This is a genomic window from Sphaerospermopsis sp. LEGE 00249, assembly GCF_014299995.1.
Taxonomy (GTDB): Bacteria; Cyanobacteriota; Cyanobacteriia; order Cyanobacteriales; family Nostocaceae; genus Sphaerospermopsis; species Sphaerospermopsis kisseleviana.
Genome location: NZ_JACJUZ010000055.1, coordinates 16815 through 35476 on the forward strand (window position 1 = coordinate 16815; position 18662 = coordinate 35476).

Genomic DNA, 18662 nt, shown 5'->3' on the forward strand with positions numbered 1-18662 from the left:
TTACCAATTACCCATTACCCATTACCAATTTTTCATAACAATTAATCTTCAAAAAACATGAATTCCGAATCAAAACTTTCTCAAACAGCCAACTCGTCTTTTTCAATGGACGATTTTGCTAAAGCACTGGAAAAACACGATTACCAATTTCAAAAAGGACAGGTTGTACATGGTAAGGTGTTTCAACTTGACCATGATGGTGCTTATGTTGATGTTGGTGGTAAGTCGTCTGCTTTTCTACCCCGCGATGAGGCTTCGTTGAGAGCAGTAACTGATTTATCGGAAGTGTTACCGATGAATGAGGAACTAGAGTTTTTGATTATCCGGGAACAAGATGCGGAAGGTCAAGTTACTCTTTCTCGCAAGCAGTTGGAAATTCAGCACATTTGGGAAAAATTAGCCCAAATGCAGGAAAGTTCCCAAACAGTACCAGTGCGGGTAATCGGTGTCAATAAAGGTGGTGTTAACGTTGAAGTTCTTTCTCTGCGGGGTTTTATTCCGCGATCGCATCTAGCCGAACGTGATAATTTAGAAGCACTTAAAGGTCAAACTCTCACCGCTGGTTTTTTAGAAGTAGACCGCAATAACAAAAAACTGATTCTTTCCCAACGTTTAGCGGCTCGTTCTAGCAACTTTAGTTTATTAGAAATTGGTCAATTAGTCGAAGGCAAAGTTACAGGTATCAAGCCTTTTGGTGTATTTGTAGATTTAGATGGTGTTAGCGCCTTACTTCACATTAAACAAGTCAGCCAAAAATTTATTGACTCTTTAGAAAAAGTCTTTCAAATAGGTCAGCAAGTTAAAGCTGTAATTATTGACTTAGATGAAGGTAAAGGTCGAGTTGCTATTTCTACTAGAGTATTAGAAAACTACCCCGGTGAAGTTGTAGAAAATATGGCAGAAGTCATGAACTCCGCAGAAGCTCGTGCTAACAGAGCAGCGAATAAAGCAGAATAGGTCATGGGTGATGGGTGATGGGTGATTGGTGAAATTATCGTTAATCTCCTGACTCCCAACTCCCAACTCCCAACTCCCAACTCCCAACTCCTTGATCTCCTTATGGATAAATTACCTGAAAGCAAGTCTCAGCTATCATCAGGCGGTGGTTTACCAGTGATTCAATACTGGGTAGAACAAACATTAACACCCCAAGGGTTAAAATTATGGCAAACCCTGAATCATAAAAGCGCCTGTTTATCCTGTGCGTGGGGTACGGGTGGACAAAAAGGGGGTTTTGTTAATGAAGGGGGAGAATATTTACAACGTTGTGCTAAAAGTGTAGAGGCTATATCAGCCGAATTGCAACCAGGAATAAAACCAGAATTTTGGCAACAATATAATATTAATGAATTACAAAAACTGACTTCTCAAGAATGCGATCGCTTAGGTAGATTAACTTATCCTCTGATTCTCAGATTCGGATCTTCCCATTATCAACGCATTAGCTGGGAAGAAGTTTATCAAATTGCAGCACAAGCTTTTAGTATAACACCAGAAAGAATCGCTAGTTATAGTTCTGGACGTTCATCAAATGAAGCTGCTTATTTATTACAATTGTTAATGCGATCGCTAGGTAGTAACAATCTAGCCGACTGTTCCGATTTATGTCACGCCCCCTCAACAGTAGGCTTAAAAAAAGTTTTCGGTTCAGGTACATCAATGGTAAGTTTAGAGAACCTCAAACACAGTGATTGTGTAGTATTAATAGGTTCTAACGCACCAGCAAACCACCCCAGATTAATGAACGAATTAATCAAATTGCGGGAAAGAGGTGGTAAAGTAATTATTATTAACCCCCAAATAGAAATCGGTTTAGTTAAATTTGCCTCCCCTGCATTTCCCATCAAATCATTACTCACAGGTGGTTCAGATATCTCAACCTTATATTTACAACCCATTCCCGGTAGTGATGTAGCCTTATTTGTAGGGTTACAAAAATCATTAATTGAGCAGAATTTAGTTAACAGAGAATATCTGCAATCCTATACAACAAACTGGGCAGAAATTGTAGAATATGCAAATAACACAACCTGGGAAAATATCACCCAAACTTGCGGTTTATCTTATGAAGAAATCACCGCTACCGCTTCTTTAATCGGTAAATCATCAAAAGTAGTTTTTGCTTGGGCGATGGGTGTAACCCAACAAGAAAACGGAGTTGATAACATATTAAGTATAGCAAATACCGCCTTAATTACAGGAAACGCGGGTAAAATTGGATCAGGAACAATGCCCATTAGAGGACATTCAAACGTCCAAGGATTTGGATCAATGGGTGTAACTATTCACTTGCAAGAAGAAATCAAACAAGCACTATCAAAATTATTAGGAAAACCTCTCAGCGAAACACCTGGTTATCATACCCGTGATTTAATAGCAGCAGCAGAAAATAGTCAAGTAGATACTCTCTTTTGTTTAGGTGGTAATTTGTATGCAGCAAACCCTGATTTACAACAAGCAAAACAAGCATTATCGCAAATAGAAACCATATTTTATGTATCTACCAAACCCAACTTAGGACATTTTCACGGATTAGGAAAAACCCAGACTTTAATATTACCAGTTTTCAATCGTTTTGAAAATCCCCATAAAACCACAACAGAATCAGGTAATAATTTTGTGAGGTTAAATGATGAAGGTAAAAGTCATTTACAACCCCATAATTCTCATTTGATTTCCGAAATAGAATTGATCACAGAAATTGCCTATCGTCTACATGGGGAAAATCCAATTAATTGGCGAAAACTACAAGATACTGTTTATATTAGAGAACTAATTGCTAAAACTATACCTGGTTATCAAAAAATAGGAGAAATTGATAAAAACAAAGAAGAATTTACCATTGCAGGGCGAATTTTTGCAGAACCGAAATTTAAAACCCCTGATGGTAAAGCCCAGATGTTTGTAACACCCTTACCCCAATTATTAACACCTAAAAAATCAGATTTTGGATTTGCAGAAAATCAGCCAGGAATTGTATTGATATTAGGAACAGGGCGAAGTTATGGACAGCATAACACCGTAGTTTATAAACAAGAAGATAAATATAGAAATATGCCCCATCGTCATTGTATTTTGATGAATAATTTGGATATTAAAAAAGCAGGATTTCACCCACATCAACGAGTGAAGGTTAAAGGAAATGGGGGAGAATTAGAGGATATAGAAATTATTTGTGGTGCAATTCGTGAAGGGGCGGCTTTTATGTTTTATCCTGAAGCAAATATATTATTTAAGGGGAAAATTGATCCGAAAAGTGGCACACCTGCATATAAAAGAGTTCCGGTTTTTGTTTATCAATAAAATCTCGTTCTCAGTTTCTAGACTTTTTATTTCTCACGCAGAGGCGCAGAGAACGCAGAGAAATAAACAATTTCTAGACTTTTATTTCTGTCACCTGTTATAATCTTATAAACTCTATCAATAGTTAATAAAGTAGAGAAAACTATGGTTGAGCAAGTTTTAATCCAGGATATTGATCATTGTGATATACCGGATGCCAACCCTAGTTACAGAAGATGATACACAAACGGGTTATTTGTATGGTTACTAATACTTTGACATTAAACTTAAATAGTGTTGATCTTACCGATGATCAATTTTATCAACTATGTCAAAAAAACAGTGATTTAAAATTTGAACGCACAGCAAAAGGAGATTTAATTATTATGCCACCAGTGGGGGGAGAAAGCGGGAATCGAGAAGCAGAAATGATTGCCGATTTAGTTTTCTGGAATCGTCAAACAAAATTGGGTTATACTTTTAGTTCTTCGACTATATTCAAATTACCAAATGGGGGCGATCGCTCTCCTGATGCTGCTTGGATTAAAAAAGAACATTGGGAAGCATTAACCCCGGAACAAAAACGCAAGTTTCCTCCCATTGCACCAGATTTTGTGATTGAATTAAGATCAGCAACAGATAATATAGAAACTCTGCGTTATAAAATGCAAGAATATATGGATGCAGGGGTAAAATTAGGATGGTTGATCAATCCTCAACAGCAACAGGTAGAAATTTATCGTTTAGGAAAAGATGTAGAATTACGAAATTTGCCCACTGAGTTATTAGGTGAAGACATATTACCTGGACTTATTTTGAATTTAGATTGTTATTAACATTTATTTGTAAGGTAATTTTTTATCAAGGTAATTTTAAATTTAACTCTTTTAAAGTTGGATCATCTGCATTTATTGTCACTGTATTAGGTTCAGCAGGTTTACCATTAACTATTAATTGATATGTTCCTAATGGTAATATCTCTTTGCTTTAATGTTTTCAGGACTTACGTAAAAGGGAACGAAAGTAGGGGTAATTCATGAATTACCCCTACACAAGAATAAGGTTTTAAGTCACATCTTGCGTAAGTCCTAGTTTTATTGGTTCAATTATTGACTAGAGTAGTATTTGCCATTCGTACCTAAAACTACCAACATTTTCTGCTGTGTGACAGTCGGAAAAGTCGGATCTTCAGGTCGGATCAAGTCGGATTCTGTCTGAAATACTTTTTTGGTTAAATATATAAAGTAATATTTGCCACAAAAACTTGGTAACTATCACAATTTAAATTAATCGAATGCCAGCAAAGTGCTATCATCAAGATCATGATCGGGTAGTAGACTAGCACGACCAAAGGAGTATTTATGGCAACAATTACTATTCGCAATATCTCTGATGAGTTAGTGGAGCGCATTAAACGTTTAGCAGCACAAAAAGGGGTTTCTATGGAGCAAGAAGTCCGCGATTTGTTGCAAAAACGCTATGGGCAAAGAGATGAAGTGCTTACTCGTATTCGTCAACGGGTGGAAGTGTTACCAATGGAAGCGGAAAGCCGGGTACAGTCTTGGAAGTCAGAAGGAAGACTCTGATGGTGATTGATACGATGGTATTTGCTTATGCCCTCTTGCGCGTAGAGGACAAGTATGAACAGGCGATCGCTGCTTTAGAATCTGTAGATCAAATTATCGTACCTGATTCGTTGTTTGCTGAGTTGGGTAATGTGATTTGGCAATGGATACAATTTCGACAATTACCATTACAAATAGGTTTAGATTCCATCCTGGATGCTGAGGCATTAGTTGATGTGATAATTTCCAGTTCTCAAATTCGGGATATTGCTTTAAAACTAGCAGTGGAATCAAGTCATTCTTTCTATGATACGTTATTTGTAGCAGCAGCAATTCAATCTGATACTCAGGTATTAACCTATGATCAAAAACTAGCAAATAAATTTGGCCATTACGTTCTCTTGTTGGAATAAGTTAGGATCAGTTAATAGAGTCCTCAAATAGTGGATAAAATCATGGTTGAGCAACTTTTAATCAAGGATATTGATAATTGCGACGTACCAGATGCCAATTTGCTAGTTACAGAAGATGATACACCAGTGGATAATCTCGCATCTGCCAAACAACAACGTTTATTAGTCGGTTCTCTTTACAGTGCTTTGCAAAATCAGGTTTTTTTAGCTGAAGCTAATGTTGGTGTTTACCATACCTATGGTGAACCTGCCATAGTTCCCGATGTATTTGTGAGTTTTGATGTAGAAACACCGCAAAATTGGTGGGAAAAACAAAATCGTTGTTATCTGGTTTGGAAATTTGGTAAAACCCCAGAAGTAGTGATAGAAATAGTTTCTAATCAAGATGGTGAGGAATTAGATAAAAAGCTAAAAATTTATGAAAAAATGCGGGTTTATCATTATGTCGTCTATGATCCTAATCTAAACTTAGGAGACAAAGTTTTAAGAGTTTATAGTCTCAAAGCCAGACGATATGTAGAAACTACAAATAATTGGTTAGAAGAAATTGGTTTAGGTTTAACTTTATGGGAGGGAGAATTTGAAGGTAGGAATGATACTTGGTTACGTTGGTGTGATCAAGATGATAATGTTTTAATGACTGGTGATGAAAGAGCAAAACAGGAAAAACAACGGGCTGAAAATGCTGAACAACGCGCTCAATTATTAGCAGAAAGATTGAGAGCTTTGGGTGTAGATCCTGATAGTATTTAATCAATATTTTATATGATCTCGTTCCCAGTCTCCAGACTGGGAATGCTATCAGGAGTCTCTGACTCCGGTTAAATATCATTTTTAATATTGAGATTAATCCAATAACAGCAAACTGCTATCATCATGATTGGCTTATATGGGAATAAGAAATAAAGACAAACGAACCACTTCAGACGCAGAGAAAGCAGAGAAATAAAATAAAAATAGTCGGTTAAAACCGACTTGAGCAAGTCCTAAGTTGACAATTTCATAGACAAAACTATACTTGTATTGACAAAAATCAATATATTTTTAGGAAAAAATCAACTACTTGATATATAATACGGTGATATCAAGTATTGAATTGAGACTATTGCCGACGCGAAAACCAAGCAATGATGGTGGTAGTCTTTTTCAGAAACTTAATTGGAACACAATCGCGTCTGGCTAAGGCGTGAAAGTCTACTGAGGGATAACTGCTCCCATGCTCCCGTTGAAGTAGAAAGTAAAGTCTAGTTTTGTCTAGGTTTTATATAGCAGCTTTTAGACAGGGAATTTATTCCCTGTCATCTATCCCTGTCATCCATTCCCTGTCTTATAAAATATTAATCCCCATCCCCAATATCCCGCTTAGGTGGACGCTTATAAGCAAAGGTAAAACTCTCACCACTAGCAATGACTTTCCGCATCTCATCATACATGGGATAATTACCTACACCACTTAAATTTGCCCAACCCCGCGCCCTCGTTAACGCAACAAACAACTGGTTACGAAAACTTACATCACTTTCATTCCGTGCAACGTGATCAAAACCCACCACATAAACCATATCTGCTTCATGGCCTTTTGCGCGAGTAATACGAGAAACCGTCACCCCACCATCACACCAAAATTTATCAGGATCATTATTGGGATATTGGGGAACTAAATCATTTAATTTTAAAGCGGTGGGAATATAAACATCAATGTCCTGTTCCATTAAAAAACTTGCAACAGATGTTTCTAACTCCATTACTTCCAAAGGTGAACCTAAAACTAAAACCAAAATATCCCGACTGGGGTTAAGTCCATCATGGACAATATTGTGCATTATCTTTTCTGATAAAGCAGTCATTTCTGCTTCATGAGAAGAAAAAGTTTCAAATTCTAAAACCGGTTCTCCCCACAGTTCAGGAATAGGGTTTGGTGAAAATTCAGGTTTTCTAGTAATAGTAACTGGTTGACCAACTCGGCGAAAATCTCCTTTTACTTCATAACCAATTCTATGCCAATCTTCTTTATTTGTAATTCCTGTTAACATTCCTTCAGGACGTAATAAACCCATTCCCATTGCATGAGCAGCAGTTAAAATTTGCCCGGGTGTGCGATAACAACGACGCATTACTTCAGAACGTTTAATACCTCCAGAATATAGAGGTTGTTTATTCAATAAATTACTTAATTTTTCCCCAAAAACTTCCTTAGCTTTGGGAACTACTAAACTATCTAAACTTTGCGCTTCATCATAAGCCCAAATTAATCTTTTTTCTTCGGTTTTATCTTCACTTACTGGTTTTAATGCTTGATAAGCTAACCAATAAATTGCTTGTTTATCTTCATATTTTAAATCATCATCTGCTACTAAATCTTGACCTTCATCTATCAAAATTGCATCAAACATTGGTTCAATTTTGATTTCTTCTAAAAGTCGTTTACTTAAATCTATTAATCCCCGGTTTGGTTGTCTTTCCTTAGTATTCTGGACTGTTCCCGGTCTTTTTCCGTGATATTCACAAATGGTACTGTATAAACCAGGTTGTTCTTTTGCACCCCAAGCATGAAGTACCTGTAATTTTAAATTTGTTTTGGGATCATAGTGCATTTCTCCACAACTAAAACGCCGTATCCATTGATCCAATAAACCAATCATTAAATCATATAAGGAACGGGTAAAAAATACTAAGGCAATATCCCAATCTGGATGTTTCAAGTGCATACTTGCGGCTTTTTGACAGAGTAAAACTGTTTTTCCTGAACCTGCAATACCGCGAATACGTTGGGGACCGGGAGGAATTTCTTTACCGATATGTTCCTGTTGTAAATCTATTTCATAGAGTTTTTCTCGTAAACTGTCAATAACAGCAGAACGGGTTTTTCCTATAGTTGCAACTCGTTCACGGGGAGGTTTACGCAATACAGGAGTACCGCCAACTACCGAAAGTAATAATTCCCAATTTTTATCTTCGATATTTTCACCGGGAATGATAATATTAGCTTGGTTAATGCGTTCTATTAAACCAGCTTTACCTAATTGATCTTGAAAAATAATTGGCGGAATATCGGGTAATTCATGAAAACCTTTTTCTTGCCATTGTTGTGATGTAATATGCGGTAAAGCAATGATCGCTCTACCGTTAATTTTTCTCCAAAGTGCAGCTTCTCTATCACTATAGGATATGATTGATCGCAGTTGATGTTCTACAATTTGATAGGGATTGATTTCGGTAACGTCACTATTTTGCAATTGCCAAGTTTGCCTGTTAATATTAGTAATCTGGTCAATATTTAGAGATTGAACAGCAATGACTAATACTCCAAATTCTCGATCAACTATTAATATATCCGGTTCTTTTCTGGTTTCTCCTACTTTGAAAAAAATAGGATACCGCCAATATCCAATGCAGTTTCTATCTGCAAATGCACCCCGTACAGCATCCCATACTTTCTGCTCTCCGTCTTGATTTTTTATAGCTTCGGTAGTGATAAATTTGCTACCCTGTTCTTCGATGCCTACAGCCATTTGTTTTGCCTGTATAAGATGGTTAATACTGTTAAGCTAACACTATCTATAGCTTGTGAACAGTGAGATTATACGGATATGGGGGTTTCAGTATTTTTAACTATAAATTTACGGGTTTTCTCAAAAAAATGTGAATTTGTGTAAGTTACTGTCAGTACAATATTGATCAGAACATAGTCAGAACATAGGTTGATGCATACACTGGTATCTAGTACAAATTTGGGCATTGCATAAATGCGGGATGTTTTTTGTGTGTAGAGACGTTCCATGGAACGTCTCTACAAGGAGTTTGAATATATGCAATATTGTTTTCATCCCCAAAATCAGCAACACCCAAATTTGAAAGTATTCGTCATCTATCTCTATCTTCTCTAATCATTTCTGTACTATCTCGCAACTTAAAATCTGCTGGATTTGAACGACGAATATTTTGGGTTTCTTCTAATAATTTCAAAATTTTAGTACATCTTCCTGATTCTATTTGCTGTTGTTCTATTTCTAATGCTGTTTGTAAAAGTAGTACAATTTGAGATTCTATAGAGTTATGTTCAGCCTTAGCTAGTTTTACTATTTGTTGATATAATTCATCGGGTAAATTGATATTGTTAAGAGTAGTCATTCTGAAAAATCCTCAAGTTATTATTTTTTATTGTTAATGATTATAACATAAATACTCTACACTCACATCTATTTGTTTTGTTATATTTTTTATTTTCATTTTTATTTTTACTTTATTTATGTTAAAATCAACATATTATAGTTATAGTGAAGACGATTATGTTAAATTACGATTTGCGTCAATGTCTTCCATCTTCTGCGGAACTTCCTGACTCTGATGATACTCCAGTGGATAACGAATTACAAAACCTAATTCCTAATTTATTAGAAGCAATTTTAGCTTTAGTTTGGCAAAATAGAAATGATTGGTTTTTTGGTGTGGATATGGGTATTTACTATGCACCAAGTAAACCACCTTTAGTTGCTGATGGTTTTTTGAGTTTGGGTGTAGAACGTTTTATTGGTGAGGAAGGAAGGTTAAGTTATGTACTGTGGGAAGAAGATAATATTCCCCCGATTTTTGCTTTAGAAGTTGTGTCTAAAACCTACGGGGGTGAATATGAAAGAAAGAAAATTGACTATGCAAAGTTAGGAATTTTATATTATGCAATTTATGTCCCTAATCGTCAAGGTCGGCGAAAACGTCAACCTTTGGAGATTTATAAATTAGAAAATCATCAATATATTTTACAACCTCAAGGGCAGTTATGGATGCCAGAAATTGGTTTAGCTTTAGGAAGAGAAAGGGGTACTTATTTAGGGAGAAATAGAGAATGGTTATACTGGTATAATCAACAAGGTGAAAGGTTGCTAACTCCTGAAGAGTTTGCACAACAAGAAAAACAACGTGCAGATCAGGAAAGATTAAAAGCGGAAAAGTTAGCGCAGAAATTACGAGAATTAGGAGTTAACCCAGATGATATTTAATTAGGGTTTGCTGAGAAAGTCTTTCCGTGAGGGCATAGGAGTCAGGAGTCAGGAGTCAGGAGTCAGGAGTCAGGAGTCAGGAGGAGATTTGAAAATTTCTTTGCCATCTCTTGAAATCCCAAAAAATGCACACTTTTTCCAGTATACCCTTCAAAACCCTTGCACTAATTTCTGTGTTTATCAGCCTCTAACCTTTGATATATCAAGGTTTTAGGTTTATTCAGCAAACCCTAATTAGTAGTTATATATCCCCAGATCCCCGACTTCTGCGATCAATCTACATTTTATTTATAGGATAGTAAAAGAAGTCGGGGATCTGATCACTGGTATCTATTCCATTTCTATTCTGATTTAATAAATTTTCCCGTAGTTCCAGGAATTTGCTCATTTTGTTTGTTCATACCTGGTAACATTGCAGTATGAAAAATCAGGATAGAAATTAATGTGAACATCACCCCAAATAAAATCATATCTGTTCCTGAACGACTAGAAATAATCACAGATGAATTATTTATTTTTCCATTTGATAAAGGTATTGTTTTCTGTACAGATGGGGGTTTTTGTAAGTCTTTAATTATTTCCTGCGCTGATTGATATCTGGTATCTTGATATTCATCAATCATTTTACATAAAATCTCTTTTAAATCATCGGTAATATTAATATCCCTATACCAAGTATCAGTTAATTTTTCAGGTTTTAATCCCGTAATTAATTCAATTATTGTCATTCCCAGTGCATAAATATCACTATTTTTTTCTGGATAACCTCTCATTTGTTCTATGGGTGCATATCCACGGGAAAATATATTAGTACCTGGTGTTTGTAATTTTGTATCATTGGGATTTTCTGCTTTGACTGCACCAAAATCTATTAAAAATAACTTGTCATTATGATCTATCATAATATTATCAGGTTTAATATCACGATGGATAATACCTTTTTTGTGAATATAATCGAGTATTTTTAAGATATCTAGGAGAATTTTTTGAGATTTTTCAATACTCAAATTTTTAGCTTCATGCAGTTTTTCCCTTAATGTTTCACCATGAATATATTGTTGTACTAAGTAATATTGTTGATTTTCTGCGATATAATCTACAAAATCAGGAATTTGTTGATGATGCAACTTTTGTAAAATTTCTTTCTCATCATTAAACTTGCGTTGAGCGATCGCTATTTTATTTGGCTCATTGCTAGAAAATGTCAATTGTTTAACCGCGTAGTTTTTTCCATACTGATCCACTGCTAAATAAGTTGTCCCAAAATTACCACTTCCTAAAATTTTCAGCAGTTGATATTTTCCACCAATATTATTCATATAGCACCACCATCACAGAGATGATCCCCTTCTTCATCTTCAGCATCAGCAAAGATTAAGAAATTTTACTTAATCTATACTATACCAAATATGCTATGATTGGTGAAATTTACCTTGGTTGATTTATTAAGTATTTTTACGGTAATGATTCAGGGGTAAGATCCCCGATTTCTGTGAATAAACGATAATTTCTTGTGAGGCGTAAATACCTCAACTGGCTTTCATCCCTTGCCTAAAGGACGGTTAAGTTTTTACGCCACGCTCCAAAACTTAACCTCAAGGGTTTTCAGCCTTTGTTCTTATAAAAGAAGTCAGGGATCTGAATTTTTTTTGATTTTTCTTAATTTTTAATGGTGATAACTACTTCTCTAATTCTCCCGTGATGGGGGAGAAATAGAGGAGAATGTTATTTTGTAGAAACAGGTGTATAAGGTGGCTAGGTATGCAGATAAATGTAACAATTTCACCAGAGAATGATCAGGCCTTAACTTCAACATTACCGTTGCGGATAGCCCAAGCTAATTCTAACATTTGAGTCCAGCGTTTTTGTAGCTGCTTGGGAGTGCATTGTACAGCCTTAGCGATCGCCTGATCACTTTCCTTTGCAGTTTTTAAGTTAAAAATTTGCTGTTGTTGTTCAGTCAATTGATTCCAGAACACTTCCCATTGTTGAGAAGACAAACCCAACTTATGTTCTAAACCAGCACCCAACCATTGATGTACTAATTGCCAATGATGCTGTTTAGCAAACTTCTCAACATGATATTTAAATCTTTGTTGCAAATAATCACGCTGACGACTGGTTAAACCTAAAATTTGGTCAATTTCTGGTGCAGACAAATCTTGAAGTTTCAAAGACAAATAATTCATACAGTCAGATTGACCTTGAGACTCCAGATATTTCATCAACTCAGTAATTACGCGATCGCGTTCTGATTCCTCAGAAGGATCAAAACTAGGTTTAGCAACCATCTGGGATCTAATCTGCTGCACCGCTAAATTACGTTGATAAGATTCCGCTTCTTCAGTTTTAGCAGAATCAACCGCCATTTCAATATCAACAGTCGTTTCCTGGGGTTGACGACGAGCAAAACCTTGAGCGCGTAACACGATCAACTGTTGATTCGCACCACCAGGTAAATTAATTCGACGTTTGGCATACTGCTCCGTAAACGCCATATACTCAGCTAATTGTAACTGAGTCCGGGGAGTATAATCTTCAGCTAATTCATTTTCCCGACGAAAAGCTTTAATCGCTTCGATATAAAAAGCTTGGAGAAAATCCTCAATCAGATTATAACGAGCTTCAAAACCCAATTCTGAGCCAGCAAGAGTAACGTGGCGATAAACAATAGCACCTAAACTACTATGTAACTCTACCCTTCCTTGTCGTGAACCTAATTGATGGTAACGCAAGCACTTTTGTAAACGATGTCTTGCTAAAGTAATCTGCCAAGACCTAACTTGCCCAGAAGTTTGAATGCGGGAACTTTTATCACATATCCGTTCTACTTCTTTGGTGATGCGTTGGGCTACAGCTTGCACACATCCAGATGAAGCCTTGACTTGAGACTGCATTTCCTGACAAAGAAGCTGTACTAAAGTCTCAGAATTAGTACCTGATAAATCTTCATTTGAAACATCACTATCAAAAGCAGGTGTAGAATTTGGCAGATTAACGAGGTTAGCTTTCATGACTTTTCCTGGAGTTGGTATTGCACCTTAACTAAAACGCAGACACAGTTCTTAAGTCCAGTCATCATCAGAGAATATTGGTGACATACATTTTATACATCTATCAAGACTCGCCGCAAATACTGTTGACATATAAGACTGTAGGAAATTTCAGAAGTTAAGGGGCCTGTCAAGTGTGTCGCTTTTTTGATCAGCAACCAGATTAAAGGTGAGATATCGGTATGGAGAAGACGCTAAAAATGATTCAAACCCTAGCAATGCTAAGATTTGCCGCCATCTCTTGTTCCGTGATCCCAGCGTTCTATGGTATGACAATTTCAAAATTGAAGTATATTTATCACAATTTGCGAAACAGAGGGTGGAATCTGTAAAGCTGAATTATTATACCCAAGCTGCTGCTGCTTCCCAACCTAACCCCCTCCGTGTAATTATTGGTTCTTCATCCGTCAAGTCTAAAATGGTAGACACTTGATTCGTAGGTTCTTCACCTGTATCAATAATGATGTCCACCAAGTTATCTAAACGGTCAAATAGCTCTACCCTTGACAGAATAGATTCAGAATCTACTCCTAATATTTCATCATCTGTGTCATTGTGTGGTAAATGTGCCGAAGTGGAAATAATCGGATTTCCTAACGCTTCCAGCAATGCCAAACATACCCTATGATCTGGCACGCGGATTCCTGTTGTTTTTCGCTTAGGACTTTGCACCAGTCGCGGTACTAACTTGGTAGCAGGTAGCAAAAAAGTGTAAGGACCTGGTATCAAACGCTTCATAATCCGATAGGCTGTATCACTTACGAAGGCATAAGTAGACACATTAGAAAGTGAAGGACATAAAAAAGTCAGTGGTTTATCATTGGCTAACTGCTTAATTTGTCTCACTCTTTCCACCGCCGACTTAGCATTCAAATCACAACCAATGGCATAGACTGTATCAGTAGGGTAGAGCATGATAGCGCCACTAGAAAGCGCCAACTTTATATCCTCTATACGGCGGTTTTGAGGGTTATCAGGATGAATTTCAAAAATCTTGGCCATGACTGGGGATTAGGGACTGGTGACTGGTGACTGGTGACTGGTGACTGGTGACTGGTGACTGGTGACTGGTGACTGGTGACTGGTAATGTGAATAGTATTACCATTACCAATTACCCATTACCAATTACCCATTACCAATTACCCAAATAATTTATGCATAAAATTGCTTATTTTCAATGTCCCACTGGAATATCCGGTGATATGTGTCTGGGTGCTTTGGTAAGTCTGGGTGTTCCCGTAGAGTATCTGATAGAAAAACTCAATGGTTTAGGAATTGAGCAGGAATACCAGTTACGGTCAGAACTTGTCCACAGACAAACACAACAAGCAACTAAGGTTCATGTAGACCTAGTACATCACCATCACCATCATCATGGCCGTCACCTGCCAGAAATAGAAGAGATGATTGTCAAAGCCAATCTACCATCACGGGCAACAGCTTGGAGTTTAGCCGTTTTCCGCCAGTTAGCAGTGGCAGAAGGGGCAGTTCATGGCATTGAACCGGAGAAAGTTCATTTCCATGAAGTTGGTGCTGTAGACGCGATTGTGGACATTGTGGGGACTTGCGTGGGTTTAGATTGGCTAGGTATCAATACAAATAAAGAAGGATTACCTTTAATATACTGTTCACCGTTTCCCACTGGTGGGGGAATTGTTCGTGCGGCACATGGACAAATGCCAGTACCAGTACCCGCAGTTTTGAAGTTGTGGGAAATGCGGAGTTGTCCAGTTTATAGCAACGGCATTGATAAAGAACTGGTGACACCCACAGGGGCAGCGATCGCCACTACTTTAGCTAGAAGTTTTGGTTCACCACCACCAATGACCCTCAAACAAGTGGGATTGGGAGCAGGTTCTCTTGATTTACCCATCCCTAATATACTACGGCTGTGGATTGGTGAAATTTCAAATCTTCAAACCAGTGTTACAGATGTTGCTAATACTCATCACCATTCAGAACATCATGCAGAGCATCATGCAGAGCATCATTCAGAATCACATTTAGAACCTATTTCAGTTTTAGAAACCCAAATTGATGATTTAAATCCCCAAGCGATCGGTTATATTTTTGATGCTTTATTTGCATCTGGTGCGGTGGATGTCTTTACTCAAAGTATAGGGATGAAAAAATCACGTCCAGGACTTTTATTAACCGTGATTTGTCATCCAGAAAATTTAGCCATTTGTGAAGAAATTTTATTTCGTGAAACTACAACTTTAGGGATTCGTCGCACAACTCAACAACGCCGTATTTTACAACGAGAAATACAACAGGTAGAAACCCCCTATGGTAAAGTCGCTGTCAAAGTTGCCTGGAAAGGAGAAGCAACAGCAAAAGTCATTACCAATGTGCAGCCAGAATATGAAGATTGTGCAGACTTAGCACGAAAACATAATATTCCTTGGCGGGAAATTCAACGTTTGGCTTTACATAATTGGTATAGTCACAATTAACAACATCACACAAAATCAAAAATGTAAAAAGTCAGGAGTCCTGACTCCTTGAACTCCTGACTCCTGACTCCTGACTCTTGACTCTTGACTCCTGACTCCTGACTCCTGACTCCTGACTCCTGACTCCTGACTCCTGACTCCTGACTCCTGACTCCTGTATTCTTCTTAATATCAATCCGCTTCTTGTAAAGTCCTGTTTATTGCTTCTCCTGTATCTTCTGCTCGACGTTGAATATTTCTACCGATGTCTTCAGTTCCACGTTGTACATTTTTAGTTAAGTCTTTGACTCCTCTTTCCACATTTTCCTGAAGATTTTCCATTCCTCTTTGAGTACCCTTGGTTACTCCTTCTCGCAATTCTTCCGCTGAACTTCCCACATCTTCACCTAAGTTTTTCACCCGTTCACCAAAAGGTGTTCCTTCTCGATAATTACGAATATATTGATCAGTGCTATCAATTCCCTTGCGTTCAATATTTCTCTGAGCATTTTCTATGAGTTGATCTGCTCTATATCTGGCTGCTTTTTCAGCTTCTCTTGCTCTGGGATCTACATCACTAAAGTTGTTCATTCCTCCTTGATATTTGGAAATAGGATAATCTTTTGTCGGATCATATCTTCTTGCATTTGGTGGTTGTGCCGGTTGTCCCGCTATATTAGGACGATTACAAGCTTGTGCTAAACATAGGAATGTTAACGCCAAAAATATGCTTAAAATTTTCAATGGTCGCAGATTTTGTAACCAATTAGTTAGCCTTTTCATCTTATCCTCCTTGTATTTTTTCGACTGCATAAAAGCATAAAAGCTGAATCACAAAAGTCTATTTACTTACTGCGGGATTTTTCTGTAATTCAGGTCTATTGCTTGCTTTATCTGCTTTTTATTTTAAAAATCCTGAAGCTTTTTCTACTGACTATTACTGATTACTGATTACTGATTGCTGAATACTTACATAGTTTGAGTTTGATTTATTTAGGTTTGATTTATTTACATGGAAAACCTGATATTATTCTAAGGATTTTTAAATCAACTCTACCTCTAGCTTAGGTGACATTTTAGTGGTGATTAATTTTTGATTTTATCTAACTATAGGGAGATATTATTTAATATAATGATCTTGCTCCATTTAATGCTTAAATTCTACAAATAATGAAAAAAGTTGTGAAAAACGCTTTACGCTGGTTCATTTTCGGGGGAACGCTATTTTTTTTAGGGAAAGCTTTAAAGGATAATTGGCTAGAAGTGAGTTCTATCCGTATAGATGCTGCCGGATGGGCAATTTTAACAATTGCTACTGGTGTAACTTTACTGGCACATACTTGGGCTGGTTGGATCTGGACTTGGATATTAAAAGAGTTTAATCAATCTGTTTCAACTTTTGAATTTATTCAAGTTTATTTAAAAACGAATATTGCTAAGTATTTACCTGGCAATGTTTGGCATTATTACGGGCGGATCTTGGCGGCTAAAAATGCTAATATTTCTACTGTTACTGCAACTTTAAGCGTTTTATTAGAACCTTTACTCATGGCTACTGCGGCTTTAATGACTGTTGTTTTGTTTGGTAGTCAATTGGCAGTTAATAACACTAATATTTGGGTACAAATTTTGCAATTTCTCAGTTTAGTTGTGCTGCTGGGTGCTGTTCATCCTTTGGTTTTAAATCCCATAATTCGCTTTTTATATCGGTTAAAAAATCAAAAAAATCAAAATTCTACATCAGAAAATCAGTCTATTAATGGTTTAGGTCTGAAATGCTATCCTCTGCTTCCTTTGTTGGGTGAATTGATTTTTTTAGGATTACGGGGAACTGGGTTTGTTTTAACTATGTATGCTTTATTTTCTGTAAAATTAAGCCAAATTCCTTTATTATTCGGGGCTTTTAGTTTTGCTTGGGTTTTGGGTTTGGTTGTTCCCGGTGCGCCTGGTGGTTTGGGGGTGTTTGAAGCTACAGCGATCGCTCTTTTACAACATCGTTTTCCCGCTGCTTTGGTAATCAGTGCGATCGCTCTCTATCGTCTCATTAGCATTTTGGCTGAAACCGCTGGTGCTGCTTTGGCTTCCCTGGATGAACGTCTTTCTAGCTAGGTGATTGGTGATTGGGAAACAAGGAACAGAAAATTATAATAAAAGTATTACCAATTACCAAAAAAATGATCGCTGCTAAAGACAAAACCCCCCACCTCACCCCAGAAGAGTACCTGACCTGGGAACTCACCCAACTGGAAAAACACGAATATATCAATGGCCAAGTTTACGCTATGAGTGGCGGTAGCGTTAATCATAGCCGCATTGCCATTAGATTTACGACTATGTTTGATACCCATTTAGACGCTAGTAGTTGCATAACAGGTAACTCAGACCTCAAAGTTAATATCTTAGGTACTACTAACTACACCTACCCAGATGCCAGCGTCACTTGCGACGAACGGGACAAAACCAATATGCAATATATTACCTACCCCTGCTTAATAGTTGAAGTTCTTTCCAAAAGTACCGAAGCCTATGACAGAGGTGGTAAATTTAGAATGTATCAAAATAACCCAGCTTTAATAGATTATCTTCTAGTCAGTTCCACCAGCCTAGAAATTGACCTTTATCATAAAAACGAGGCTGGAGACTGGTTAATTATTAACTACAAACCAGGTGACACCATCCAACTTAAAAGCATTAATCTTAACTTTCCCCTTGAACAAATCTATCGCGGTTTAAATCTTGAACCAGAGAATGGGGAATAATGCTTTTATTCTATACTTTTACTGCTATATAAAACCTAGACAAAACTAGACTTTACTTTCTACTTCAACGGGAGCATGGGAGCAGTTATCCCTCAGTAGACTTTCACGCCTTAGCCAGACGCGATAAATTAATTGCAGCGTTTAGATCCCTATCTAT

17 protein-coding genes are annotated in these 18662 nt (G+C 37.1%); 10 read left to right on the plus strand and 7 right to left on the minus strand.

What is annotated here, in order from left to right:
• The first annotated feature begins 57 nt into the window (after positions 1–57).
• The 6 genes from H5968_RS17665 to H5968_RS17690 all read left to right on the plus strand — a co-directional run bounded on the left by H5968_RS17665 (position 58) and on the right by H5968_RS17690 (position 6013).
• Positions 58–957, plus strand: coding sequence for a S1 RNA-binding domain-containing protein (locus tag H5968_RS17665; protein ID WP_187041006.1), 900 nt, complete (start codon positions 58–60; stop codon positions 955–957).
• 102 nt (positions 958–1059) lie between these two features.
• The gene (locus H5968_RS17670) at positions 1060–3303 is read left to right on the plus strand and encodes an FdhF/YdeP family oxidoreductase (RefSeq protein WP_187041007.1); all 2244 of its coding nucleotides are present in this window, start codon (positions 1060–1062) and stop codon (positions 3301–3303) included.
• Positions 3304–3542: 239 nt separating this feature from the next.
• Entirely contained in the window at positions 3543–4118 is a 576-nt protein-coding gene (locus tag H5968_RS17675) for a Uma2 family endonuclease (protein ID WP_187041008.1), read from the plus strand.
• A gap of 525 nt (positions 4119–4643) precedes the next feature.
• The gene (locus tag H5968_RS17680; protein WP_187041009.1) at positions 4644–4868 is read left to right on the plus strand and encodes a ribbon-helix-helix protein, CopG family; all 225 of its coding nucleotides are present in this window, start codon (positions 4644–4646) and stop codon (positions 4866–4868) included.
• Positions 4868–5260, plus strand: a complete 393-nt coding sequence (locus H5968_RS17685; RefSeq protein WP_187041010.1) for a type II toxin-antitoxin system VapC family toxin — start codon at positions 4868–4870, stop codon at positions 5258–5260. The genes H5968_RS17680 and H5968_RS17685 overlap by 1 nt, the downstream gene beginning before the upstream one ends.
• A 42-nt stretch (positions 5261–5302) precedes the next feature.
• Positions 5303–6013: a Uma2 family endonuclease gene (locus H5968_RS17690; RefSeq protein ID WP_187041011.1), complete on the plus strand. Its 711-nt coding sequence runs from the start codon at positions 5303–5305 to the stop codon at positions 6011–6013.
• 584 nt (positions 6014–6597) lie between these two features.
• On the opposite strand, the gene H5968_RS17695 is transcribed toward H5968_RS17690, so the two are convergent.
• Positions 6598–8772, minus strand: coding sequence for a DEAD/DEAH box helicase (locus H5968_RS17695; RefSeq protein ID WP_187041012.1), 2175 nt, complete (start codon positions 8770–8772; stop codon positions 6598–6600).
• Between the two features lie 352 nt (positions 8773–9124).
• A complete protein-coding gene (locus tag H5968_RS17700; RefSeq protein WP_096570051.1) occupies positions 9125–9391 on the minus strand; it encodes a hypothetical protein in 267 nt (88 codons plus the stop codon).
• Positions 9392–9549: 158 nt separating this feature from the next.
• Here H5968_RS17700 and H5968_RS17705 point away from each other — a divergent pair, with 158 nt between their 5' ends.
• Entirely contained in the window at positions 9550–10257 is a 708-nt protein-coding gene (locus H5968_RS17705) for a Uma2 family endonuclease (protein WP_187041013.1), read from the plus strand.
• Between the two features lie 341 nt (positions 10258–10598).
• On the opposite strand, the gene H5968_RS17710 is transcribed toward H5968_RS17705, so the two are convergent.
• The 4 genes from H5968_RS17710 to H5968_RS17725 all read right to left on the minus strand — a co-directional run bounded on the left by H5968_RS17710 (position 10599) and on the right by H5968_RS17725 (position 14416).
• Positions 10599–11576 carry a serine/threonine-protein kinase gene (locus H5968_RS17710; RefSeq protein WP_187041014.1) on the minus strand — a complete coding sequence of 326 codons (978 nt, stop codon included), beginning with the start codon at positions 11574–11576 and terminating at the stop codon, positions 10599–10601.
• Positions 11577–12053: 477 nt separating this feature from the next.
• The gene (locus H5968_RS17715) at positions 12054–13271 is read right to left on the minus strand and encodes a HetZ-related protein (RefSeq protein WP_187041015.1); all 1218 of its coding nucleotides are present in this window, start codon (positions 13269–13271) and stop codon (positions 12054–12056) included.
• A 381-nt stretch (positions 13272–13652) separates the two neighbouring features.
• Positions 13653–14312: an L-threonylcarbamoyladenylate synthase gene (locus H5968_RS17720; protein WP_187041016.1), complete on the minus strand. Its 660-nt coding sequence runs from the start codon at positions 14310–14312 to the stop codon at positions 13653–13655.
• Positions 14261–14416 (minus strand): hypothetical protein, encoded by a 156-nt coding sequence (locus H5968_RS17725; RefSeq protein ID WP_187041017.1) that lies wholly within the window; start codon positions 14414–14416, stop codon positions 14261–14263. Before H5968_RS17725 ends, H5968_RS17720 begins: the two co-directional genes overlap by 52 nt.
• A gap of 49 nt (positions 14417–14465) precedes the next feature.
• On the opposite strand from H5968_RS17725, the gene larC reads away from it, so the two are divergent.
• Entirely contained in the window at positions 14466–15767 is a 1302-nt protein-coding gene (larC, locus tag H5968_RS17730) for a nickel pincer cofactor biosynthesis protein LarC (protein WP_187041018.1), read from the plus strand.
• Between the two features lie 171 nt (positions 15768–15938).
• Here larC and H5968_RS17735 read toward each other — a convergent pair whose 3' ends face one another.
• On the minus strand, positions 15939–16529 hold the full coding sequence (locus H5968_RS17735; protein WP_187041019.1) for a hypothetical protein: 591 nt from the start codon (positions 16527–16529) through the stop codon (positions 15939–15941).
• Between the two features lie 387 nt (positions 16530–16916).
• Here H5968_RS17735 and H5968_RS17740 point away from each other — a divergent pair, with 387 nt between their 5' ends.
• The gene (locus H5968_RS17740) at positions 16917–17855 is read left to right on the plus strand and encodes a lysylphosphatidylglycerol synthase domain-containing protein (RefSeq protein ID WP_187041020.1); all 939 of its coding nucleotides are present in this window, start codon (positions 16917–16919) and stop codon (positions 17853–17855) included.
• 65 nt (positions 17856–17920) lie between these two features.
• Positions 17921–18505, plus strand: coding sequence for a Uma2 family endonuclease (locus H5968_RS17745; RefSeq protein ID WP_187041021.1), 585 nt, complete (start codon positions 17921–17923; stop codon positions 18503–18505).
• Positions 18506–18662 lie beyond the last annotated feature (157 nt).

Coding starts and splice junctions, on each gene's coding strand:
- H5968_RS17665 (WP_187041006.1), top strand. CDS start 58: ATGAATTCCGAATCAAAACTTTCTCAAACAGCCAACTCGTCTTTTTCA.
- H5968_RS17735 (WP_187041019.1), bottom strand. CDS start 16,529: ATGAAAAGGCTAACTAATTGGTTACAAAATCTGCGACCATTGAAAATT.
- H5968_RS17740 (WP_187041020.1), top strand. CDS start 16,917: ATGAAAAAAGTTGTGAAAAACGCTTTACGCTGGTTCATTTTCGGGGGA.
- H5968_RS17670 (WP_187041007.1), top strand. CDS start 1,060: ATGGATAAATTACCTGAAAGCAAGTCTCAGCTATCATCAGGCGGTGGT.
- H5968_RS17715 (WP_187041015.1), bottom strand. CDS start 13,271: ATGAAAGCTAACCTCGTTAATCTGCCAAATTCTACACCTGCTTTTGAT.
- H5968_RS17695 (WP_187041012.1), bottom strand. CDS start 8,772: ATGGCTGTAGGCATCGAAGAACAGGGTAGCAAATTTATCACTACCGAA.
- larC (WP_187041018.1), top strand. CDS start 14,466: ATGCATAAAATTGCTTATTTTCAATGTCCCACTGGAATATCCGGTGAT.
- H5968_RS17675 (WP_187041008.1), top strand. CDS start 3,543: ATGGTTACTAATACTTTGACATTAAACTTAAATAGTGTTGATCTTACC.
- H5968_RS17685 (WP_187041010.1), top strand. CDS start 4,868: ATGGTGATTGATACGATGGTATTTGCTTATGCCCTCTTGCGCGTAGAG.
- H5968_RS17690 (WP_187041011.1), top strand. CDS start 5,303: ATGGTTGAGCAACTTTTAATCAAGGATATTGATAATTGCGACGTACCA.
- H5968_RS17710 (WP_187041014.1), bottom strand. CDS start 11,576: ATGAATAATATTGGTGGAAAATATCAACTGCTGAAAATTTTAGGAAGT.
- H5968_RS17680 (WP_187041009.1), top strand. CDS start 4,644: ATGGCAACAATTACTATTCGCAATATCTCTGATGAGTTAGTGGAGCGC.
- H5968_RS17725 (WP_187041017.1), bottom strand. CDS start 14,416: ATGGTAATACTATTCACATTACCAGTCACCAGTCACCAGTCACCAGTC.
- H5968_RS17745 (WP_187041021.1), top strand. CDS start 17,921: ATGATCGCTGCTAAAGACAAAACCCCCCACCTCACCCCAGAAGAGTAC.
- H5968_RS17700 (WP_096570051.1), bottom strand. CDS start 9,391: ATGACTACTCTTAACAATATCAATTTACCCGATGAATTATATCAACAA.
- H5968_RS17720 (WP_187041016.1), bottom strand. CDS start 14,312: ATGGCCAAGATTTTTGAAATTCATCCTGATAACCCTCAAAACCGCCGT.
- H5968_RS17705 (WP_187041013.1), top strand. CDS start 9,550: ATGTTAAATTACGATTTGCGTCAATGTCTTCCATCTTCTGCGGAACTT.